This is a genomic window from Heliomarina sp. (genome assembly GCF_052826185.1).
In genome coordinates, this window is record NZ_JBRBUI010000012.1 from 1 (window position 1) to 18,081 (window position 18,081).

At 57.1% G+C, this 18,081-nt stretch carries 14 protein-coding genes and 2 pseudogenes; 1 reads left to right on the forward strand and 15 read right to left on the reverse strand.

The features are described from left to right. A pseudogene (locus tag ACU0FH_RS02220) lies at positions 1 to 162 on the forward strand (IS5/IS1182 family transposase); the annotation flags it as partial. Here ACU0FH_RS02220 and ACU0FH_RS02225 read toward each other — a convergent pair. The 15 genes and pseudogenes from ACU0FH_RS02225 to ACU0FH_RS02295 all read right to left on the reverse strand — a co-directional run bounded on the left by ACU0FH_RS02225 (position 120) and on the right by ACU0FH_RS02295 (position 18,075). Beyond that, complete coding sequence (locus ACU0FH_RS02225; protein WP_446193171.1) at positions 120 to 545, reverse strand: FAD binding domain-containing protein; 426 nt, start codon at positions 543 to 545, stop codon at positions 120 to 122. The pseudogene ACU0FH_RS02220 and the gene ACU0FH_RS02225 overlap by 43 nt on opposite strands. Beyond that, positions 470 to 955: pseudogene (locus tag ACU0FH_RS02230) on the reverse strand (2Fe-2S iron-sulfur cluster-binding protein); the annotation flags it as partial. The gene ACU0FH_RS02225 and the pseudogene ACU0FH_RS02230, both read right to left, overlap by 76 nt. A gap of 135 nt (positions 956 to 1,090) precedes the next feature. After that, a complete protein-coding gene (locus tag ACU0FH_RS02235) occupies positions 1,091 to 2,539 on the reverse strand; it encodes an alpha,alpha-trehalose-phosphate synthase (UDP-forming) (RefSeq protein ID WP_446193172.1) in 1,449 nt (482 codons plus the stop codon). 88 nt (positions 2,540 to 2,627) lie between these two features. Then, positions 2,628 to 4,403 carry a glycoside hydrolase family 15 protein gene (locus tag ACU0FH_RS02240; RefSeq protein ID WP_446193173.1) on the reverse strand — a complete coding sequence of 592 codons (1,776 nt, stop codon included), beginning with the start codon at positions 4,401 to 4,403 and terminating at the stop codon, positions 2,628 to 2,630. Continuing rightward, on the reverse strand, positions 4,403 to 5,143 hold the full coding sequence (gene otsB / locus ACU0FH_RS02245) for a trehalose-phosphatase (RefSeq protein WP_144389867.1): 741 nt from the start codon (positions 5,141 to 5,143) through the stop codon (positions 4,403 to 4,405). The genes ACU0FH_RS02240 and otsB overlap by 1 nt, the downstream gene beginning before the upstream one ends. A gap of 179 nt (positions 5,144 to 5,322) precedes the next feature. Next, the gene (gene ligD, locus ACU0FH_RS02250; protein WP_446193174.1) at positions 5,323 to 7,767 is read right to left on the reverse strand and encodes a DNA ligase D; all 2,445 of its coding nucleotides are present in this window, start codon (positions 7,765 to 7,767) and stop codon (positions 5,323 to 5,325) included. After that, entirely contained in the window at positions 7,764 to 8,600 is an 837-nt protein-coding gene (ku, locus tag ACU0FH_RS02255) for a non-homologous end joining protein Ku (RefSeq protein ID WP_446193175.1), read from the reverse strand. Before ku ends, ligD begins: the two co-directional genes overlap by 4 nt. 283 nt (positions 8,601 to 8,883) lie before the next feature. Next, positions 8,884 to 9,627: an SDR family NAD(P)-dependent oxidoreductase gene (locus tag ACU0FH_RS02260; protein ID WP_446193176.1), complete on the reverse strand. Its 744-nt coding sequence runs from the start codon at positions 9,625 to 9,627 to the stop codon at positions 8,884 to 8,886. 95 nt (positions 9,628 to 9,722) lie between these two features. Continuing rightward, entirely contained in the window at positions 9,723 to 10,646 is a 924-nt protein-coding gene (locus ACU0FH_RS02265) for a YihY/virulence factor BrkB family protein (protein WP_088636040.1), read from the reverse strand. Between the two features lie 23 nt (positions 10,647 to 10,669). Continuing rightward, complete coding sequence (locus ACU0FH_RS02270) at positions 10,670 to 11,854, reverse strand: DUF3618 domain-containing protein (protein WP_446193177.1); 1,185 nt, start codon at positions 11,852 to 11,854, stop codon at positions 10,670 to 10,672. Further along, positions 11,847 to 12,254: a phage holin family protein gene (locus ACU0FH_RS02275; RefSeq protein ID WP_446193178.1), complete on the reverse strand. Its 408-nt coding sequence runs from the start codon at positions 12,252 to 12,254 to the stop codon at positions 11,847 to 11,849. The genes ACU0FH_RS02270 and ACU0FH_RS02275 overlap by 8 nt, the downstream gene beginning before the upstream one ends. After that, on the reverse strand, positions 12,251 to 12,838 hold the full coding sequence (locus ACU0FH_RS02280) for a hypothetical protein (RefSeq protein ID WP_233145790.1): 588 nt from the start codon (positions 12,836 to 12,838) through the stop codon (positions 12,251 to 12,253). Before ACU0FH_RS02280 ends, ACU0FH_RS02275 begins: the two co-directional genes overlap by 4 nt. A gap of 675 nt (positions 12,839 to 13,513) precedes the next feature. Further along, positions 13,514 to 15,898 (reverse strand): PAS domain-containing protein, encoded by a 2,385-nt coding sequence (locus tag ACU0FH_RS02285; protein WP_446193179.1) that lies wholly within the window; start codon positions 15,896 to 15,898, stop codon positions 13,514 to 13,516. Next, positions 15,895 to 17,346, reverse strand: coding sequence for an ATPase domain-containing protein (locus ACU0FH_RS02290; protein WP_446193189.1), 1,452 nt, complete (start codon positions 17,344 to 17,346; stop codon positions 15,895 to 15,897). Before ACU0FH_RS02290 ends, ACU0FH_RS02285 begins: the two co-directional genes overlap by 4 nt. A 75-nt stretch (positions 17,347 to 17,421) precedes the next feature. Next, on the reverse strand, positions 17,422 to 18,075 hold the full coding sequence (locus tag ACU0FH_RS02295; RefSeq protein WP_446193180.1) for a hypothetical protein: 654 nt from the start codon (positions 18,073 to 18,075) through the stop codon (positions 17,422 to 17,424). Positions 18,076 to 18,081: the final 6 nt, after the last annotated feature.

Sequence of the window (18,081 nt, forward strand, 5' to 3'; positions counted from 1 at the left end):
CGCCGAAGCCGCGTCGAAACCAAGATGCACTGTGTGAAACTTCTGGGACAGCGCCTCATGGCACGGGACTTCGATCGACAGGTCGCGGAGCTTCAAATCCGTATCGCCGTCCTGAACGGCTACACCGCGCTCGGCATCCCCGTCACAGAAGCCGTGGGATAGGTCCGTCCGGGGAAAGGGGAACCCCGGCCATCAGCTCTTTTGTGCAACAGAGCCGGGTAATACTTTCGGATTTGCAAATCGGCGGCGAGATCGGAGTTTGTGACAGTTGCTCCGATGTGCATGCCCTCGCCGTTGTTGGTAATTCTGTCCAGCTCGAGGCGGGAGATGTCTATGATTTGCTCTGGCGCCATTATTTCAAGCTTCATAAGATCAAGCAGGTTGGTACCGCCGGCAAGGAATGTCGCACCGGCCTGGTTAGCTTTTCGGGCTACCGCGGTATTTTCGGCACGCTGATAATCGAACGGTCTCATTTTTCTGTCTCCGCCAATTGGTTCTCCGCAACCTGAAGGATGGCGGCGTTGATCCCGGGATAGCAGGAGCATCGGCAGATATTGCCGCTCATACGTTCGGCCAACTCCTCATTGGAGAGTTTGAGCGGCCCGATAAGATTTTCGCTGACGTGATTGGGCCAACCTTCCGCAACTTCTCGGAGTACCGCAGTGGCTGAGCAAAGTTGGCCCGGCGTACAATAACCGCATTGCATCCCGTCGTTTTGCACGAAGGCCGACTGCAGTGGCGAATTACCGTCGTCGGAAAGTCCTTCGACAGTTGCAACTTCATCGCCGTCGTGTGCAACAGCGAGGCTAAGGCAGGAATTTATCCTGCGACCGTTCACTATTACCGTGCAGGCCCCACACTGGCCATGGTCACAGCCCTTCTTGCTTCCTGTCAGTTGAAGATAATTCCTTAGTAAGTCGAGCAACGAAACACGTGGATCGACGTCGAGCGCGTGACAAACGAGACCGCTCGCTGTTCCAAATTTCTCGCTTCCTCTACCGAAATTCGGTCTGGCAGGCGTGCTGCAATTCGAAACTTGTTGGTGATTGGGATGAATAGTCACCGGAAATATTGGACTAAGGCTGCTAATCTAAATAGACTTTTCTACATGTTGAAACTTTACCTGCCTTGGCTCGGGCCGTTCCTCGCCGATCCGAGAGTGGCGATCATGTTTGCCCGATGAGATAGCCAACCTTCCTTGGCTGGCAATCAACGCCGCCAAAAAATGTTTGGTCCAACGACCGACATCCGTTGCTTGCACTGCAGCCATACATGAGCGATGACGGGCTATCCGTTCCTCCGCAGGCATATTGAGGGCCGTATCAATTGCTTTTGCTACTTCATCGATATCGTAAGGGTTTACCAGCAGGGCATCTGTCATATCTTCGGCCGCTCCTGCAAAACGCGACAGAATTAAAACGCCTGGATCGTCGGGAATTTGCACCGCAACATATTCTTTCGCGACAAGGTTCATGCCGTCCGCTAAGGAAGTTACGAGGCAAGCTCGCGCTCCTCGGTAAATGCCAGCAAGGCGGTCACGGGCAATGGGTCGATGGATATACCGGATAGGGGTCCAATCGAGTTCAGCGTATCGGCCGTTAATACGGCCAGAGAGTTCCTCAAGTTCTTCGGTAATCTGACGGTATGCTTCGACAACCTCCCGCGTCGGAGGCGCGATCTGGATGAGAGACGGGCGTCGGCCTTCAGCATAATCGTGCAGGTATTCGCCAAAGGCACGGAAGCGATTCGGCAGTCCTTTTGTGTAATCGAGACGGTCGACGCCAATAATGTATTCTTGAGGTTGTTCAGCGCCGAAAGGATTGCCGGTTGAGTAATCTGCGAGGGATTGGAAAGCGTCGACCGCAATGCCAATAGGAAAAGACTTCACTCGGACGAGCCTATCTCGAAACTTTATAGAACCATCTTGGAAAAATTCTGCGCGTTCATCAGCCCGGTACATTTCAAGGCACCGCGCTGTGTCCGCCTGCGTTTGCAAGCCCAGCAGGTCGTAGCTTGCTAACCATTCAGCAAAAATGGAAGGGTCAGGTAAAATGGACAGATCTGCGAGCGCCGGGAAGGGTATATGAAGGAAGAGGCCTATTTTGGCTGCGACGCCTTGTTCCCGGAGGTAGTGAGCCAAGGGTAGTAAGTGATAATCGTGGACCCAGATCAAATCATCAGGTCTAGCGACTTCGGCCACCATGTTTGCTAAACGGCGGTTAAGCGAAAGATACTCTTGCAAATACGCGGACTTAAGAACGACAAGATCGCTCCTTCGGTGAAAAAGAGGCCAAAGGACACAGTTGGAGAAGCCCAAATAATAGTTTTCATACTCAGACCTACTTAATTGGAAAGCTAGTCTTTGATAGGGACCATCCCCAATTTCGAATAGACTTTCTTCGGGTCCAACCTCAGGATGTGCGCCTATCCATATGCCACCAGTACCGCTGAGACTATCATGCAGAGCAACAGCCAACCCGCCGGCTGTAGCTCCTTCGGTTGGTATCCGATTGGATACAACGATGAGCCTGCCCGCCATACTTGGATGCCCCTCCTCCGGCGACTGAATGATTTAACACTGGGACAACTTTCCTGCGTTCAGATCGTTCCTTGCGGCATCCTTTTTTCTACAGCTCTGACTCCCAAGAGCGCGACAGGCGCATTGCTCCGTTGATTATCCCGACCATAGAGTAGGTCTGAGGAAAATTGCCCCAACCTATGCCGGTATCGAACGCAGTGTCTTCGGACATCAGTCCTAAGCCGTTGCGAGCCTTTAGTAACTCTTCGAAAAATTCTCGTGCTTCGTCTTTTCGTCCGATGCGAGCCAAAGCATCTACGCGCCAGAATGCGCAGACATTGAACCCAACCTCGGGAACGCCAAAGTCGTCTGCTTCCTCATATCGCAACATGAAGGGGCCGCGCCCTAGGGAGTTTGACAACGCATCCACCGTCAGCTTAAAGCGTTCATCTGAAGGCTGAAGGAAGTTCATTTCGCCCATCAATAGAACGCTGGCGTCCAATGTTTCACCACCAAAGCTTTCGACGAAGGCTTGGCGTTTGTCGGACCAAGCCTCTTTAAGGATTCTCGACTTAATTACGTTGGCCCGATCGCGCCAGAAATCAACTTTAGTTGGAACCGCCAAACAGGCGGCGATTTTGGCAAGGCGATCGCATGCGGCCCAGCACATCAGCGACGAGGAGGTATGAATCCGTGAGCGCGTCCTCAACTCCCATATCCCGGCATCGGGTTGGGCATGAAGTGTCCAAGCTTGCTCGCCGAGTGGCTCCAACATCTCGAAAGCGTGGCCGCCAATATCCATCCTAAGCCGTTTGTCGAAAAAAGCTGGGGCGGCTCCTAAAATTACATTTCCATAGGTGTCATGTTGAAAATGTTCATATGCCTGATTGCCGACTCGAACGGGTCCCATTCCCTGAAACCCTTCCAAATCTTTGGCCTGCCATTCCGTCAAGTTTTTTTCTAAACCGATGCCGAGCACCGGTTGGATGTGGCCCCCTTTGGCATCGGATACGACGTTCATCAGCCAGTGAAAATAGTTCTCTAACGTACGCGTGGCTGCCAGTGAGTTCAGCGCACGTACCGTGAAAAATGCATCACGGACCCAGCAAAAACGGTAATCCCAGTTTCGACCGCTGTAAGGGGCTTCGGGCAAGGATGTCGTCATCGCCGCTACGATGGCGCCTGTCTGTTCATAGTTGCATAGCTTCAGTGTAATGGCGGCACGTATGACTGCGTCCTGCCATTCATATGGCACAGCCAAACGCTGGGACCACGCTTCCCAATAGGCTCGTGTCTCCGATAAGAACCGTTCGCCTATCGTACCCGGTGCCTCTGTGAGTGTCTCGTCAGGGCCAAGGATGAATGTGTACGACCGGTCTAAATGTATCAGCTGTTCGCTTTGCACATGATCCAGCGGGGCGTCCGATGTCAGCCGCAAGACCTCGGAAGCGCCCACAAATCGCAGGTGATTTGAGCCTGTCGTAACGAAAGGCCTTCGCGAGCCGTATTCGAACTTTGGACGGACTTTTATGCGGATGCGCGGCCAGCCTTGGAGGGGCCTAATCTGACGGATAAACATTCGCGGACGAAAGCGTCTGCCGAAAGATTCGAATCTTGGCGAAAAATCCGTGATTTCAACAGCTCCTCCGCCGCCTCGGAGGATAGTGCGAAGGATAGCGGTATTAGGTAGGTAGCCTTGTTCCGCTCGCCGCAGTTCTTCCATTTCAATCTTAAAGGCACCATCGTCGGGATGGCCCTTTCCAGACCCGAGCAAACTGTGGAAGACCGGATCGCCATCAAACCTTGGAAGGCAGAACCAGTTCAAATTACCTTTGTCATCGATCAGTCCGGAAACCGAACAGTTACCAACTAGTCCCAAATCCATCAGTCGATTTCCAGAGTATGCGAGAGCCAAGTCACAAAGTTACGGCGGGTTTTGAACCGATATCGCGCTGCAGTTCGGCCGAGACCAATCTTTATTCCAATTCCGCCAATCGATTGCGCCGCGACGAACATATCCTCATCCGTCGTATCATCGCCAACCGCCACCGGCATTCGCCCCGCAAATTGTGGATGGTTGCTTAGCTGGATTAATGCGGACCCCTTGTTGTACTCATTGGATGCCAATTCGCTGACCATCTTGCCGTGAACTGGTTTCAGCCCGTGGTGACTGCTGGCCAGCCGTTCGACCGTCGCTTTCACATCATTTGCCAGATCTGGGCGCGTCCGGTAGTGCACCGCAATCGCGGCAGTTTTTCTTTCAATCAAAAGGTCGTTGTCCTCAGCAAATGGTTTAAGGCTGTGGAATACAGCTTCGACATCCCAGTCTGCGCCGGGAACGAGAGTTGGGTCGCCGTTGATTTCTATTTGAGCGCCGTGACTTCCGCTTAATATCACGGGAAGCCCTCGCAGAAACGGACGCAGGTTCTCAAGATCGCGACCTGAAAGTATCGCTACCCCGCCCTCGCAGCGTTTGGACAGAGTAGTCAACAGCCGTGACTCGCGCTCGGGGAGCCAAACTTCATCAGGCCTTGGTGCGAGGTCAACCAAAGTGCCATCAAAATCCAAATAGATCGCGCTAGTTTTCCAGTCGACTGGCGCAGGAGTAGTGAGGTCATTCATCATAGCGAACACAGGAGATCATACATGCAAAACAATTAGTCTGGAAATTGGGGGATCAAGTGAGGTCGCGCACGCTGTCGAAACTGGATTGAGTGGTACCGTTGGCGGCGGGCACAAATCTGGTTGATTTCTGGCTTCGCATCACACCAAATGCATGACCTGAATGTTTCGTTGGACGGCTTTCAGCGGCAAGCCCAGTGTTCCAGCGCTTCAACCGCCTCGGCCCCGATGCCGCGGGCTTTGGCATCTTTCAACGGGCACGGCCGCTTCAAACGCGTCTCCATGTCGCTGACGTGAAATTTGTCGGGACGATCCAAATCCTGCAATTCAGACCAGGTGACAGGCAATGCCACCGCGGCGCCGGGGCGGGCACGGAGGGAATAGGGGGCAATGGCGGTGGCGCCGCGCTCGTTGCGCAGCCAATCGATGAACACGCGCCCCTTGCGCTTGGCCTTGGACATGGTCGCGGTGTAGCGATCCGGATGCCGCTCCGCCAGGATGTTGGCGAAAGTCTTAGCGAAGTATTTCACGGTTTCCCACTCGCTGATGCGGCGCAGGGGCACGATGACGTGCACACCCTTGCCGCCGGTGACCATGGGTGAGCTGTCCAGCCCGCAGGCGTGCAAGCCTTCGCAGACTTCGCCCGCCGCGGCCTTCACCGCTTCAAAACCGAGACCCTCATCAGGATCCAGATCGAACACCATCCGGTCAGGCCGTTCGATCCGGTCGCGGCGCGCGCCCCAGAGATGGAACTCCAGCGTTCCCATCTGTGCTGCACCAAGAATTCCCTTGGGGTCGGAGACATACATGTAGTCCACACTATCGCCGTCCTTTTCCTCGAGCGGCAGAGATTTAACACCCTCGGGAAAGCCCTTGCCCGCGTGTTTCTGGAAGAAGCAGTCGCCCGCGATCCCATCGGGGCAGCGCAACAGCGCCAGTGGGCGATCGGCAACGTCATCGAGCATCCTTTCGGCCACCCGGGCGTAGTGTTCCGCAACCTCGCCCTTGGTCAACCCCGCGTCGGGATAGACCCTGCGCGAGGTGCTGGAAATGCGGACGCCGCCAATGGTCATCTCGGCGTCGCCGCTGTCGCTCTTAGATTCGGCGCTGGCACTCACGTCCTCGGCATCCTTGTCTTCGCGCAGGCCCTTGTAGACGCCGTGGCGTATCCGGCCTTCGCTGGTGAACTCGGCATATTCCGTCTCGACGACCAGCCTTGGCGTGACCCAGCCGGCGCCCGTTGCCTCTCCTGGCAGGTCTTCGTCAAACGGGGGTGTCTTGCGGGCAAGGGGCTTCATGGCGTCCATCAGTTCCGACATGTCATCGCCGTTGAACCCGGTGCCTATGCGGCCCCGGTAAATCAGCCTGCCCTTTTCGTAACTCCCAAGGATCAGAGAGGAAAACGGCCTGCCCTTCTTGTCCGACGGCGACCATCCGGCGACCACGAATTCGGCCCGGCGGATGCACTTGGCCTTGATCCAGCTACTGCTGCGGCCGCCGCGATAGGGGGCGTCTATGCGCTTGGAGATGAGGCCCTCGCTGCCGGCCTCGCAGAGGGCGGCAAGGGCGGCCGCCCCATCGCCCTCGATGACCGGACTGAGGCGGAGCGGCCCGCGGGGCGGCTGGCCTTCCATGATCCCTTCCAGCGCCTCTCGCCGTTCGGAGAGCGGCTTGGCGGTCAGGTCTTCGCCGTCGAGCGCGAGGATGTCGAAGAGGTAGCAGGTAAGCGGGTCCCCCGCTTTCAGTGCCTTCTGAAGCGCCGAGAAGTCCCCTCCTCCCACTCCGGCGATCACCTCACCGTCGATCAAGGCCGAACCACACGCCAACGCCGCCGCCGGTTCGCAGAGCGCCCCGAACCGGTCCGACCAGTCCTTGCCATTGCGCGAGTAGAGCCGCACACCGCCCTTGCCCACGGCGATCACGCAGCGATAGCCATCGAACTTGGCCTCGTGCTGCCAGCCCTCACCATCGGGCGGGGCGTCGCGGAGAGTAGCAAGCTGGACCTCGCGGAAGCGTGGCCGCGGCTTGTCGTGTTTCGCGGGACTGGCGGCGGGTTTGCCCCCGGCAATGGCGCGCATTGCCCGACCGGTCGTTACCGAGGTGCGGTGCCTGTTCGTCAGCGCATCGGCGGTGCGCCGAGCAAAATCGTCGCGTTCCTTGATGAGCAGCCAGTTCTCACGTTTCTCGGCCTTTTTCGCTCGCATCCGCACCAGCGCCCAACCGCCCTTCATCCGGGCGCCGTGCAACCGGAAATGCAGCTTGCCTTGCTTCAGCCCTTCCTCGGGGTCGTGCAGCGGCTCCCACCAGCCAGTATCCCACAGCATCACCGTGCCACCGCCGTATTCGTCCTTTGGGATCGTGCCCTCGAACCCGCCGTAGGACACGGGGTGATCTTCGGTACGCACCGCCAGCCGCTTCTGCGACGGGTCCGCGGAGGGGCCCTTCGTCACCGCCCACGACAGCAGCACCCCGCCCCATTCCAGGCGGAAATCGTAGTGCAGACGGCTGGCGTCGTGTTTCTGGATCACGAAGGACAGACGGTCCCCGCCTGCCTCGACGAGTGCGGCGCGGGGCTCGGGCGTGATGTCGAAGTCCCGTTTCTTCTCGTATGCGTCGAGCGACCTCATGACGCTTTCTTGCGGCGGCTGGTCTTGCCGCCCTTGGCGCCCTTGCTCTGCCCGAGGCTCTTCTTAAGCGCATCCATCAGGTCGACCACGTTCTCCGCCTCGGCCCCGCCGCCATCGTTGGAGGCTTTGGCCCGGGGCGTCTTTTTCGATTTCATCTTGGTAGCGATCAGCTCCTTCAGGGCCGCCGCGTAATGGTCTTCGAAAGCCGCAGCATCGAAGGGCGCAGTCTTCTTGTCGATGAGCTGGGTGGCAACTTCGAGCAGTTCCTCGTCAGAGGCGTCATCCTCGATCCCGGAGAACAGGGGATCGGCGTCGCGGATGTCCGCCTCGTAGTGCAGCGTCTCCATCAGCAGCCCGTCGCCGCAGGGACGGATGGCGCAGAGGTATTCCTTACCGCGCATTGTCAGCTGACCGAGACCCGCCTTCTTTGTCTGCCGCAGCGCGTCGCGAACCACGCGGTAGGCATCTTCCGCAAGCTCGTCGGAGGGAACGACGTAATAGGGCCGGTCGAACCAGATGGGCTCGATTTCCGCGATCTCAACAAACTGAACGAGTTCCAGCGTCTTTTTGGTTTCCAGCTTGATCGCGTCGATCTCTTCCTTGTCGAGTAGGATATAGTCACCGTCGTCCGTCTCGTAGCCCTTCATGATGTCTTCGTTCTCGACGGGTCCGACCCCCTGAACCGTCTTCTGGTAACGGACAGGCTTCCCCGAGGGCTCGTGAATCTGACGGAAGGACACCCGCGAGGAAGAATTGCGGGCGGAATGGACTTCCACCGGTATTGACACCAATGACAGGCGAAGCTGTCCTTTCCAGAGTGCGCGTGATACCATGAGCCGTGCCTTTTCTTGAGGTGGATTGTCCGACGTCAATAAATTAACGCTTGAACCCGCGCAGTGGTTCAAATTCCCTTCTGCAGTCAAATTTCCCTTATTCGTGCTGGATCGACCGAGACCAAATTCGTGACATCTTTCGTTTTAGCGGATGCGGTAGACCATTTGTTCGCTGCAAGCTGGAACTCGATCCAGATGTTCGCCTCATTATCGAGCTGCACCCATTAGGGATTAATTTCACCGGCGGCATTCGGAAAGTTTGAGTTCTGGTTTCAAGGTCTGTTCAAACCAAGTGAGGCTGACCATTTCCAGCAGTAATTCCGCCATCAACTGCCAGAGCGACGCCAGTGATGAAGCTGGCATCACCAGACGCCAAAAAGAGGATCGCTGCGGCTACTTCTTCCGGCTCTCCAACACGCCGCAAGGGAATCGCCTTCAGAAAAGCCTCTAGCTTATCTGGCTGATTTTCAGCCGCGCGACTCATAGCTGTGTGGGTCAGAGTCGGACAAACTGCGTTAACACGGACTCCTTTTGGGGCGAAATCGATAGCAAGTGCGCGTGTCAACTGCACGGCGGCACCCTTTGCGGCGTCGTAGGCCTCCATCGCCCTATCGCCGCCGAGACCGGCAACAGAAGTGGTATTGACGACTGCCCCTCCTTCGGCTTCAAGCCAAGACCGCGCGGCCTCGGTAACATAGTGCAGCCCGTGAACATCAGCCTCGAAGTGCCCGCGCCATTTTGCGTCAGACATATCAGTGTCCAAGTCAGTGACCGGATAGCCGGCGTTGTTGACCAAGACGTCTACACCTCCGAGTACCTCGGCGGCGTAAGAAACCGCCGCCTCCACGGACCTCTGGTCGGCTACATCACAGGTTAAACAAAGCGCGTCTGAATTGCTTGGCTCTGGCCAATTTTTATCTATCAAGCACACGCTAGCTCCTTCTCGCGCGAAACGGTGGGCTGCAGCGCGCCCAATACCAGAGGCGGCACCGGTAACGATTACTTTCTGCCCTTCGAAACGTTTCATATAGTCCCCCATGGCTGCAGCATCAAAATTTACTATAGGTTGACGGCGATGTACTAGGTGTCATCATTCCCCTTCATCGTTCCCTTGCTATTCACCTATGACCCGGCCAGCTTGTCGGCCTTAACGGCTCCCCTTGCGCCCATAGGCATAGGCGCTCCGGTTGTCGTATCGATACGGGTTTGAGCCTCGGCTTCGGCGTTGATTTCAGCACCGGTCAGGATCAGTACGGCAGAAATCCAAAGCCACATTAGCAAAATGACCACGCCCGCCAGCGCTCCGAAGGTTTCCTGATAACTCCCAAAGTTTTTGACGTAGAGAGCGAAGCTTGCTGACGCCGCTATCCAGAGGATTGTCGCGATAAGCGCACCCGGGATGAGCCAGCGCATACGTGCGGGCTGGCGACATGGCGCGAACCTGTAAAGCAGGCTAATGCCCAATACAGTGAGCACGGTAAGCGTGATCCAGCGGAGAATGCCTATCAGGAATTCAGTTGTGGGACCGAGCGCGAGCAACTGTAGTATAGACGGAAGGACAATCGTCGCGGCGAGACCGCCGATCATTCCAACTATCAGTACCAGCGTCAAAGCCAATCTGGTCACGTAAAGCCGGATCATGCCACGTTTTTCGGTCTCGTCATAGGCAACGTTAATGCCTTCGATCAGGCTTCCGACCCCGGCCGAGGCTGACCATAGCGCAAGCGCAAAGCCAACGACTGCAGCAACTCCAAGCCCGCCATTTTGGCTTCCGGCCACAGCGGATGCTTGGCCAATGATGATATCTGCAGCGGCCTGCGGCACAAAGGCAGTCAGGGTGTCGATCTGATCCGTGACTTGACTCGGTTCAAGTATCAACCCCGCGACAGCCATTACGGCAGTGATCCCGGGGAAAAGCGCAAGAAGCCCGTAAAAGGCGACGCCTGCTGAGATAAGCATAACGTGGTCTTTTGAAATCTGCCCGACGACACGCTTGAGAATGGCAAACCACCCGCGCCAGGAAATCTGGCGCGGGAGAGTGGCCATCTGGCCTAGATCTTGAGATCCGCTCACGAGCTTGGTGTACCGAGCTTTTGCTTCTCGGCTTCCTCGCGGCTTGCGTCCGCAACCTTCGAAACGGCGCTGCGAACTTCATCTGCGATATGTTCGGCCGCAGACTTGTCGCCCGGTGCCTGGTCGTCGATTTTTGCCCGCTCTTCCTCAAGAACCTCCTGAGCAGTTTCAGCAGCGCGATCAGCGACTTTCAGAGCCTTCTGGCGCTCGGTCTCCAGCATCCGCTCGGCCTTGTCATAGTATCTGTCCGACTGCTTGCCGAACCAATCGTCTTCCTGCCTCGTGCGAGGCAGTGTTCCGGCAAGTACGGCACCAACAGCAAGCGCCAGTCCTCCGACAACAAGTGGATTCTCTTCGAAGAAGCGTTGGGCCTGATCGGCTCCCGCCCGAGCACGCCGAGCAGCAGACCTGCGAGCTCTTACGGCCGCCCATCTCGCCGAGATGACGCGCTCCCTCGCTTCTTCGCTGAGGGTATCTGTCCCGTGGGCCAGTCGTCGGCGAATGCGTCTCGCACGCAACGAAACGGCGTCGCGGGCACTGGCCGCACTGTCCGCAGCACTTTGCCCTGCGGAGCGAACACTGTCGCCCGTCTTCTGCGCTGTTTCCCGGGCACTGCCGGCGGCACGAGAGGCGCCGTCAGACACACGGTCATAGAGCCCAGGGCCATCGTCCTGATCGTCCTGATCGTAGTCATCCCAGAAGTCGTCATCGTCGGCGTAGAGCCAATCCTGAGAGACACGTCGGTTGCCGTGAGCGCTGGCAAGGCCGGCTTCACCCAGGGAATGGGTGGCAGGATCGCTGGGGGCGGTTCTATAACCGCCTTGCGCAGCGCGGGGTTCCGTACCTGAGCGGCTGTAATCAAGCCGGGATGGTGCCGGTGTCGCGGGGTCGCTGTGGGAAAAATCCGGAACCAGACGTTCTTTGTCTTTTTCCCATGACCGACCGCTAGCCAGCCACGCCAAGCCAATTCCTGTCAAAGCGAGTGCGACAGGATTACGTTTGACTGATTGGGTAATTGCCTCGCCAATGTCCTGACCATGGTCGGACAATCCGCGGCCCACTTCTCGCAGGATGCCCTCGGGTGAAAGCCGATCCTGCAGTTCGTCGACAGTGCGGCCGAGCTGCGATCTTTCACGCTCGATATCACGCTCGATTTCGTCCGGTGTGCGATTGTCAACCATTTGTCCGTCCTCCCTGAATTGCGTTCGCGTCACGCTTGATGTTTTCGGCTGTTCTGGTCGGCGCCAGACTGGACAGCTTCAGATCCTTGCTCCCCTTGGCGATCAACGCGGCAGCGATCAGGCCAAGTGCGACACCAACGATGAGCGCGGCCCATACCGCGTCTACCCCTGCTTCGGTGAGCCCCGAAACAACGGCGGCAGCCATAACATTCAGCGCCACGAGTGCCGCGACTACCGCAGCCACCAGCATGCCGATAGCGGATAGCGCCCGCCGCAAATTCTGGTCGACCTCGGCCCGGGCCAGGTCAACCTCGCTACGGACAAGGGAAGATACGTGTTTGATTGCTTCGCTGAGAAGCGAACCCGTGCTTTCAGTCCGGTCATGATCGGTCGTGGTCATAGTTTTTCTCCTTGAACGGCAGGATTGGTCCCGACAGGGGCCCCTGTCACTCTGAGATCTGCTGTCTCAGCTGGGGTGCCAGGCCGGCGCGTGATTTCTTGCCCCAAGAGGTCGTCGTCATCGTCGCTTCCCAGCATCTCGGAGAGATCGACGGAGCGTTCGCGGTGCCGCTCGGACGCTCGCGCAACTCGCGTGCCCGCAAATCCCAAGAGTGCGGCGCCGCCCAGAAATGCCAGCGGATTGCGGCGGGCGAATTGCGAGAGATCCCCGGCCATTTCGCCAAAGTCCTTGCCACGAACGTTGTCCGACACGTCGGCAAGAGCAGACGCCATCTGCCCGAATGTACGTTCTTGCGGCGATCCATCTCTGAGCTCGTCCGCTGCGCGGCGCAGAGCGTCGCCCATGTTCGAAATTTCATCCGCGACCCCGGTTTTGACCGCATCGCCGCGCTTGGCGGCCTCTTCTGATGCCCGGTTTTTCAAGCTGTCCGCAGCCTCCCGCGCTTCAGCGCCCAGCTCTTTCACTGTATCTCCGGCAGTCTCTGTGCTGTCGCGTGATTGTGTGGGTATCTTTTGTTGTGTCATGGTCGTTCCTTTCTGTGCGTTCGCAGCGGTCGGGCGATGACATTCAGGAGGGCAACGACGATAACCGGAAGCCCAAGCAGATAGATTATGCCGTTCATCTGAATTTCCCCTGCGGCGTTACTTGGGCGCCGCATCACTGTGCTGAAATGACGCATTGGTACAAAAATTGTTCCATCACGTTTTTACGAATCTCGAAATGAAATTGGCGACCCTAAACCTTTGACACCCGACGGGCACGGTAAACGTTCCGATTGAAACGAACCACTTTCAGTCGCCACCTCTTCATTTGCTTTAGCGTCTTGGGTTCAGCATCAGGAGAGAGCCGGATTAGCATAGCGTCCGCAAGCCATATTAGTCAGCTGCAAACAGCCGACGCTCCGATTTTCGAGACGAACAAGGGCGGTGTTGAAGTTCAAAGCATCGCCGACAGTTTGGCCCACTAATAACCCTTACAGAGCACACCCTGAAAAGTGCCAGCGCGCCACTTCAACTTGAAATATCAACGGACAGTCGACAATTGCATAGTGTAATCGACAGATTCCGTCGGCGGGCCCTCACGCGTCGGCACGGGATTTTGCCTCTGCCGTATCTTTCCGGTGCGCGAACATTACATGGCATCCTAGGTGCGCGAACTAATCAAAAAGCTGCTATTCGCCCAGAATAGTGGGACAGCTTTCAGATAGCAGAGTTAGCAGTTTCGGTGACGGAAGCCAGCGCCGCTCTTAAGCTACTCTCCGAAAATGGTTTATCCAACTTGGCACTCACCTCTCCGCCCGCACCCTCGGGGAGATCAGCGTAACCAGTTGCCAAAATGATCGGCAGGTTTTGTCGTCGCACACGAAGGGCCTTAGCAAGTTCCACACCCGTCATTTTAGGCATTGCCTGGTCGGTAATCACTAAATCGAAATCAGGCCGCTCGGCAAAGATGTCGAGTGCTTGATCGCCAGAACTGGCCTCCAAGACCTCATGCCCCATGTCCTCGAGCATCCCGACGGTGCCCATTGAAACCAACAGGTCGTCATCCACGGTCAGGATTGTCAACAAGCGTTCCCCTCTTGGCTCGCGCGATTGTCCGTGGCTGCCCCCCTCAATCTCGACACTATCGGGTTCCCCATCGCCCACGGGAAGGTAGAGATGTGCCGTTGTTCCCTTTCCGGCAACGCTCTCCATTCGAAATGCACCACCAGATTGTGCGGCAAGTCCATGCACCATTGATAGCCCTAGACCCGTGCCCTTGCCTACGCCCTTAGTAGTGAAGAACGGCTCGAATGCCCGCTCAAGTGTCTCAGCGTCCATACCGCAACCAGTGTCTGCGACGGAAATTACAACGTATTTGCCAGCCGCCATGTCGGACCCCCCGGCGTCGGAAAACTCACGAGCCGAAAACGAGAGGCGCCCTGAGCCATCCATAGCGTCACGGCTATTTACGGAGAGGTTGAGAATTGCCATCTCGAGCTGGTTGGTATCGACTAGGACGGTCGGCAAGTCCTCGGGGATATCGAAGATCAGGTCAATTTGCGGACCCAATGATCGCTGGAGCAGATCTTTCAGATCCGGAAGCAAACGCTGAACTTCAACCGAATCGAAGTGGAGTTCCTGTTTCCGGGCAAAAGCGAGCATTCGTTGGGTCAACCCGGCTCCGCGATCCGCAGCGGCAACGGCGTTGTTTAGATAGCGGGCCGCGTCGGATTCTGAGGAAAGCCTGCGACGCGCAAGCTCCAGGCTGGACCGAATGGCCGCGAGCAGATTGTTGAAGTCATGCGCAACACCGCCGGTCAGCTGCCCAATCATATCCAGCTTCTGGCTTTGCCTGAGCGCCTCCTGAGCCGTTGCGAGCGCCGCATCCTTTTCGCGGCGTTCCGTGACATCTCGGCCGGTTGCGAAAATTCGGTTCTCATGTCCCGAGGCGGTCCATGCAAACCATCGGTAACTGCCGTCATTGTGCTTGAGACGGAACTCGACTGGATTGGAAACCGGGGTGGACATGACATGACGAAACGCGGACTTCGCCGTAGGTAGATCATCTGGATGGACAAGCCGCGCAAAGCGCCGCCCGCGCAAGTCCTCGACGTCCCACCCCAGCAGGGAGTTCCAGGATTGGTTAAGAAGCTCCATTGAGCCAGATCGTGAGGTTACCGCCATTAAGTCCAGACTGAGGTTCCACGCTTGATCCCGTTGACGTGTTAGGTCGTGTACCGCGGCTTCTCGGGCCATGATATCATTATGGATATCCTTGCAGGAGCCATACCAGCGGATAATTTCACCCGTGTCGTCACGAACCGCCTTTGCCCGGCCAAGCACCCAACGATATTCACCGGACCTGTGACGCAACCGATACTCGATCTCGTAAGGTTCACCGGTGGCGAGCGAGTGGCGCCACACCGACCAGGCACGGTCCTGATCTTCGGGGTGGAACATCCCATTCCAAGCCTCGCCGTCTGTCGAGCCTTCGGGAACCCCGGTGTATTCATACCAACGATCATTGTAGTAATCGTGAAAACCGTCCGGCAAGGTCGACCAGATCATCTGGTCCACAGAATTCGCAATCGTGTGGAATTTGGCTTCGCTTTCGCGCAGCTGCTTTTCCCGCATCAGTAGCTCTTCCAAGCGGTCACGCGCCTCGAACTGGCGACGTCGGGCCTTGAGGGCTGACTGGACGGCGCGAAGAAGCTCTTCCGCATGCATGGGACGCGTCAGAAGCACGACGTTCCCCAACGCATCGATCCGCTTGCGCGCGGTGTCTGACCGCGAGCGTTCGCTTCCGATGGCCAGCACGATGAAGGGCAAGTCGGACCATGCAGGCTGCCCGGCTAACGCTTTGTGCAGGCTTTCGACGTTGTAGTTGTCCAACGTCTCTTCGGTCAGCAGGACCGCGCCGAGGTCTGTGGTCATCAACGCCAGAAGGCTGTCGAGATCCCGAGCAATGGACGACCCTATGCCCTGTTCCGCGAAGAGCCGCTCTGCAACCTGAGCGTCTCGACCGTGAGGCGCATAAATAGCGATTTCAGGTCCGCCCGTGCGCGCGTCCTGTTGCAATCCGGTCGAAAGCACGACGTTCACGAGCGGTCCCCACTAGGCCTAAGATCCATCAGATCGTCGGTAGGGCGTCCGTACACCGGGCTGCCGGTTAGAATGCCGCTGAAATTGGTTATTGGCTCGCCGACAGTCACGCCGTTCTTATCGATGCGGAATTCCCGGATTGACCGTTCGTGATCCGATGTACGGGTCTTGACAACGGCGATGGATTTTCGCAGGTACCCTTTTGCCTCGAAAAACCTCAGAAGCATCACCGTGTCGGCAAGGTAGCTGATATCGATGTCTGCCCTGAGATCGTCGGTAATTCCGTGATACCCGACAATCAGAAGCGACACTACGCCGCGTTGTCCGAGATAGCTCAACAGCTCGTGCATTTGAAGCATCAGATAAGTATCGCTCGGCATCGCGTGCAAATAGGCGTTGAGGCTGTCGATACCGACGACCGTCGCCTTAAGCTCCTCAACACTTTTCCGCACCTCTCCAGCGAACTGGCCTGGGGTTAGCTCGGCAGGGTCGATCTGTCGGATGATGAGCTGACCAGCTTCGACATATGGGGTCAGGTCCATATCCAGCGCCTTACAGCGCTGTATCAACGTCCTCAGCCGCTCGTCGAACAGGAAATAGGCAGCCTTCTCGCCACGTTCCAATGCAGAAAGCATACACCTTACTGCGGTCGTGGTCTTGCCTACGCCCGCCGGACCCGAAAGCAGCGCGGTGGTGCCGGGGACCAACCCGTCGCCCAAGAGCGCATCCAGTCCGGTCAGTCCCGTGGAAATCGGTGTACTGGAGAAAGGCATCTCGTGATCTGCGGCAACCAGCCGCGGATATACTCGCAAACCGCCCCTTTCGATCGTAAAATCGTGGTAACCGCCGTAATATTTCAGCCCGCGCATCTTCACGATCCGCAGCCTGCGCCGTTCAGCCCCGAACTCGCTGGCGAGCTGGTCAAGACTGATGACGCCATGAGCCAAGGAGTGCAGTTGAAGATCGCCCGGATCCGCAGTTCGATCATCAAGCATCAAAACCGTGCAGTTACGCTGGGCAAAATGGTGCTTCAACGCCATGATCTGTCTGCGATACCGCAGCGGACTTTGCGAGAGCAACCTTAGTTCTGACAAACTGTCGAGGATCACCAGACGCGGATCGGTTTCTTCGACGCGTTTAAGGATTCCCCGCACGGTTTCACCCAGTTCGACATCGCTGGAGTGCAAGAGCGATTGGTCCTGATCCAAACCAAAATTGGCCTCGTCGGTCATTTCGAAGATGTCCAGACCGTCGAGCGACCAGCCATGCGACGCGGCAACAGCGAGAAGCTCATACTTGGTTTCCGACAGCGTGACGTAAAGTCCTGAAAGCTCAGACCGAATACCCGCCAGCAGGAACTGAAGAGCCAGCGTCGTCTTGCCCGCACCGGGCGTCCCTTCAACGAGATACAGTCGACTAAGGTATCTTCGTAAGTCGTCATGCCATATCCCAACCGTCTTTGCGCAGCTTCTCTTAATATAAACAGCCCCGACGCAGTTTAGTTCCTCTTCAATCTGGCTTTGTTATATTCTTTGAAAATCGGCTGCGATGTCATATAACCCAGACCCGCGGCACTGAAGCTTCTCGAGCACGCTGCAAACCTTACGCCGCGCGGATCGGGATCGAACCTGCCTCGCCTCAAGTGTCCGGGGTCGGACCATGATCGCATCACCGTCCTCCCGAACGTCAAACTCTCTCACGGCAGCCACGATATGCGAGGCTTGGTTCGTCGCGGCGACCGAAACCAGTTTTAAAGTTGCCTGCGAGGATTGGGAACCGGACAGGTCGTACCCAGCCCTGTCCAGGATATCCCGGAACGAACCGATATCGACGTAGCCGCCGCTTGGCAGAGGCCCCTGCCCTGTCATCTCCGTTGGCTGTTCAAGTTCCTCGCGACGAAGTTCTTGCCGATCCACGACGCTCGCAACACTGGGTCCGTCTTTCGTATCGATACCAGCCAGAACGTCCAACAGATAGGCCGGTTGCGCGCCCATGTTTGAGATCAAACAACGCGCATCCAAATCTTCGCCGCCACCGCGGTTGATTAACAGGCTCGACCTACGTTGATCGCGGAAGCCCTTGAGAAGAACGTGCAGATAGACCAGCCAGACGACCGTCGTCGTCAGATTGGCCCCGATCTGCACAAGCTCAGAGTTCTGGCGGATGAACTCAAGCATGACCAA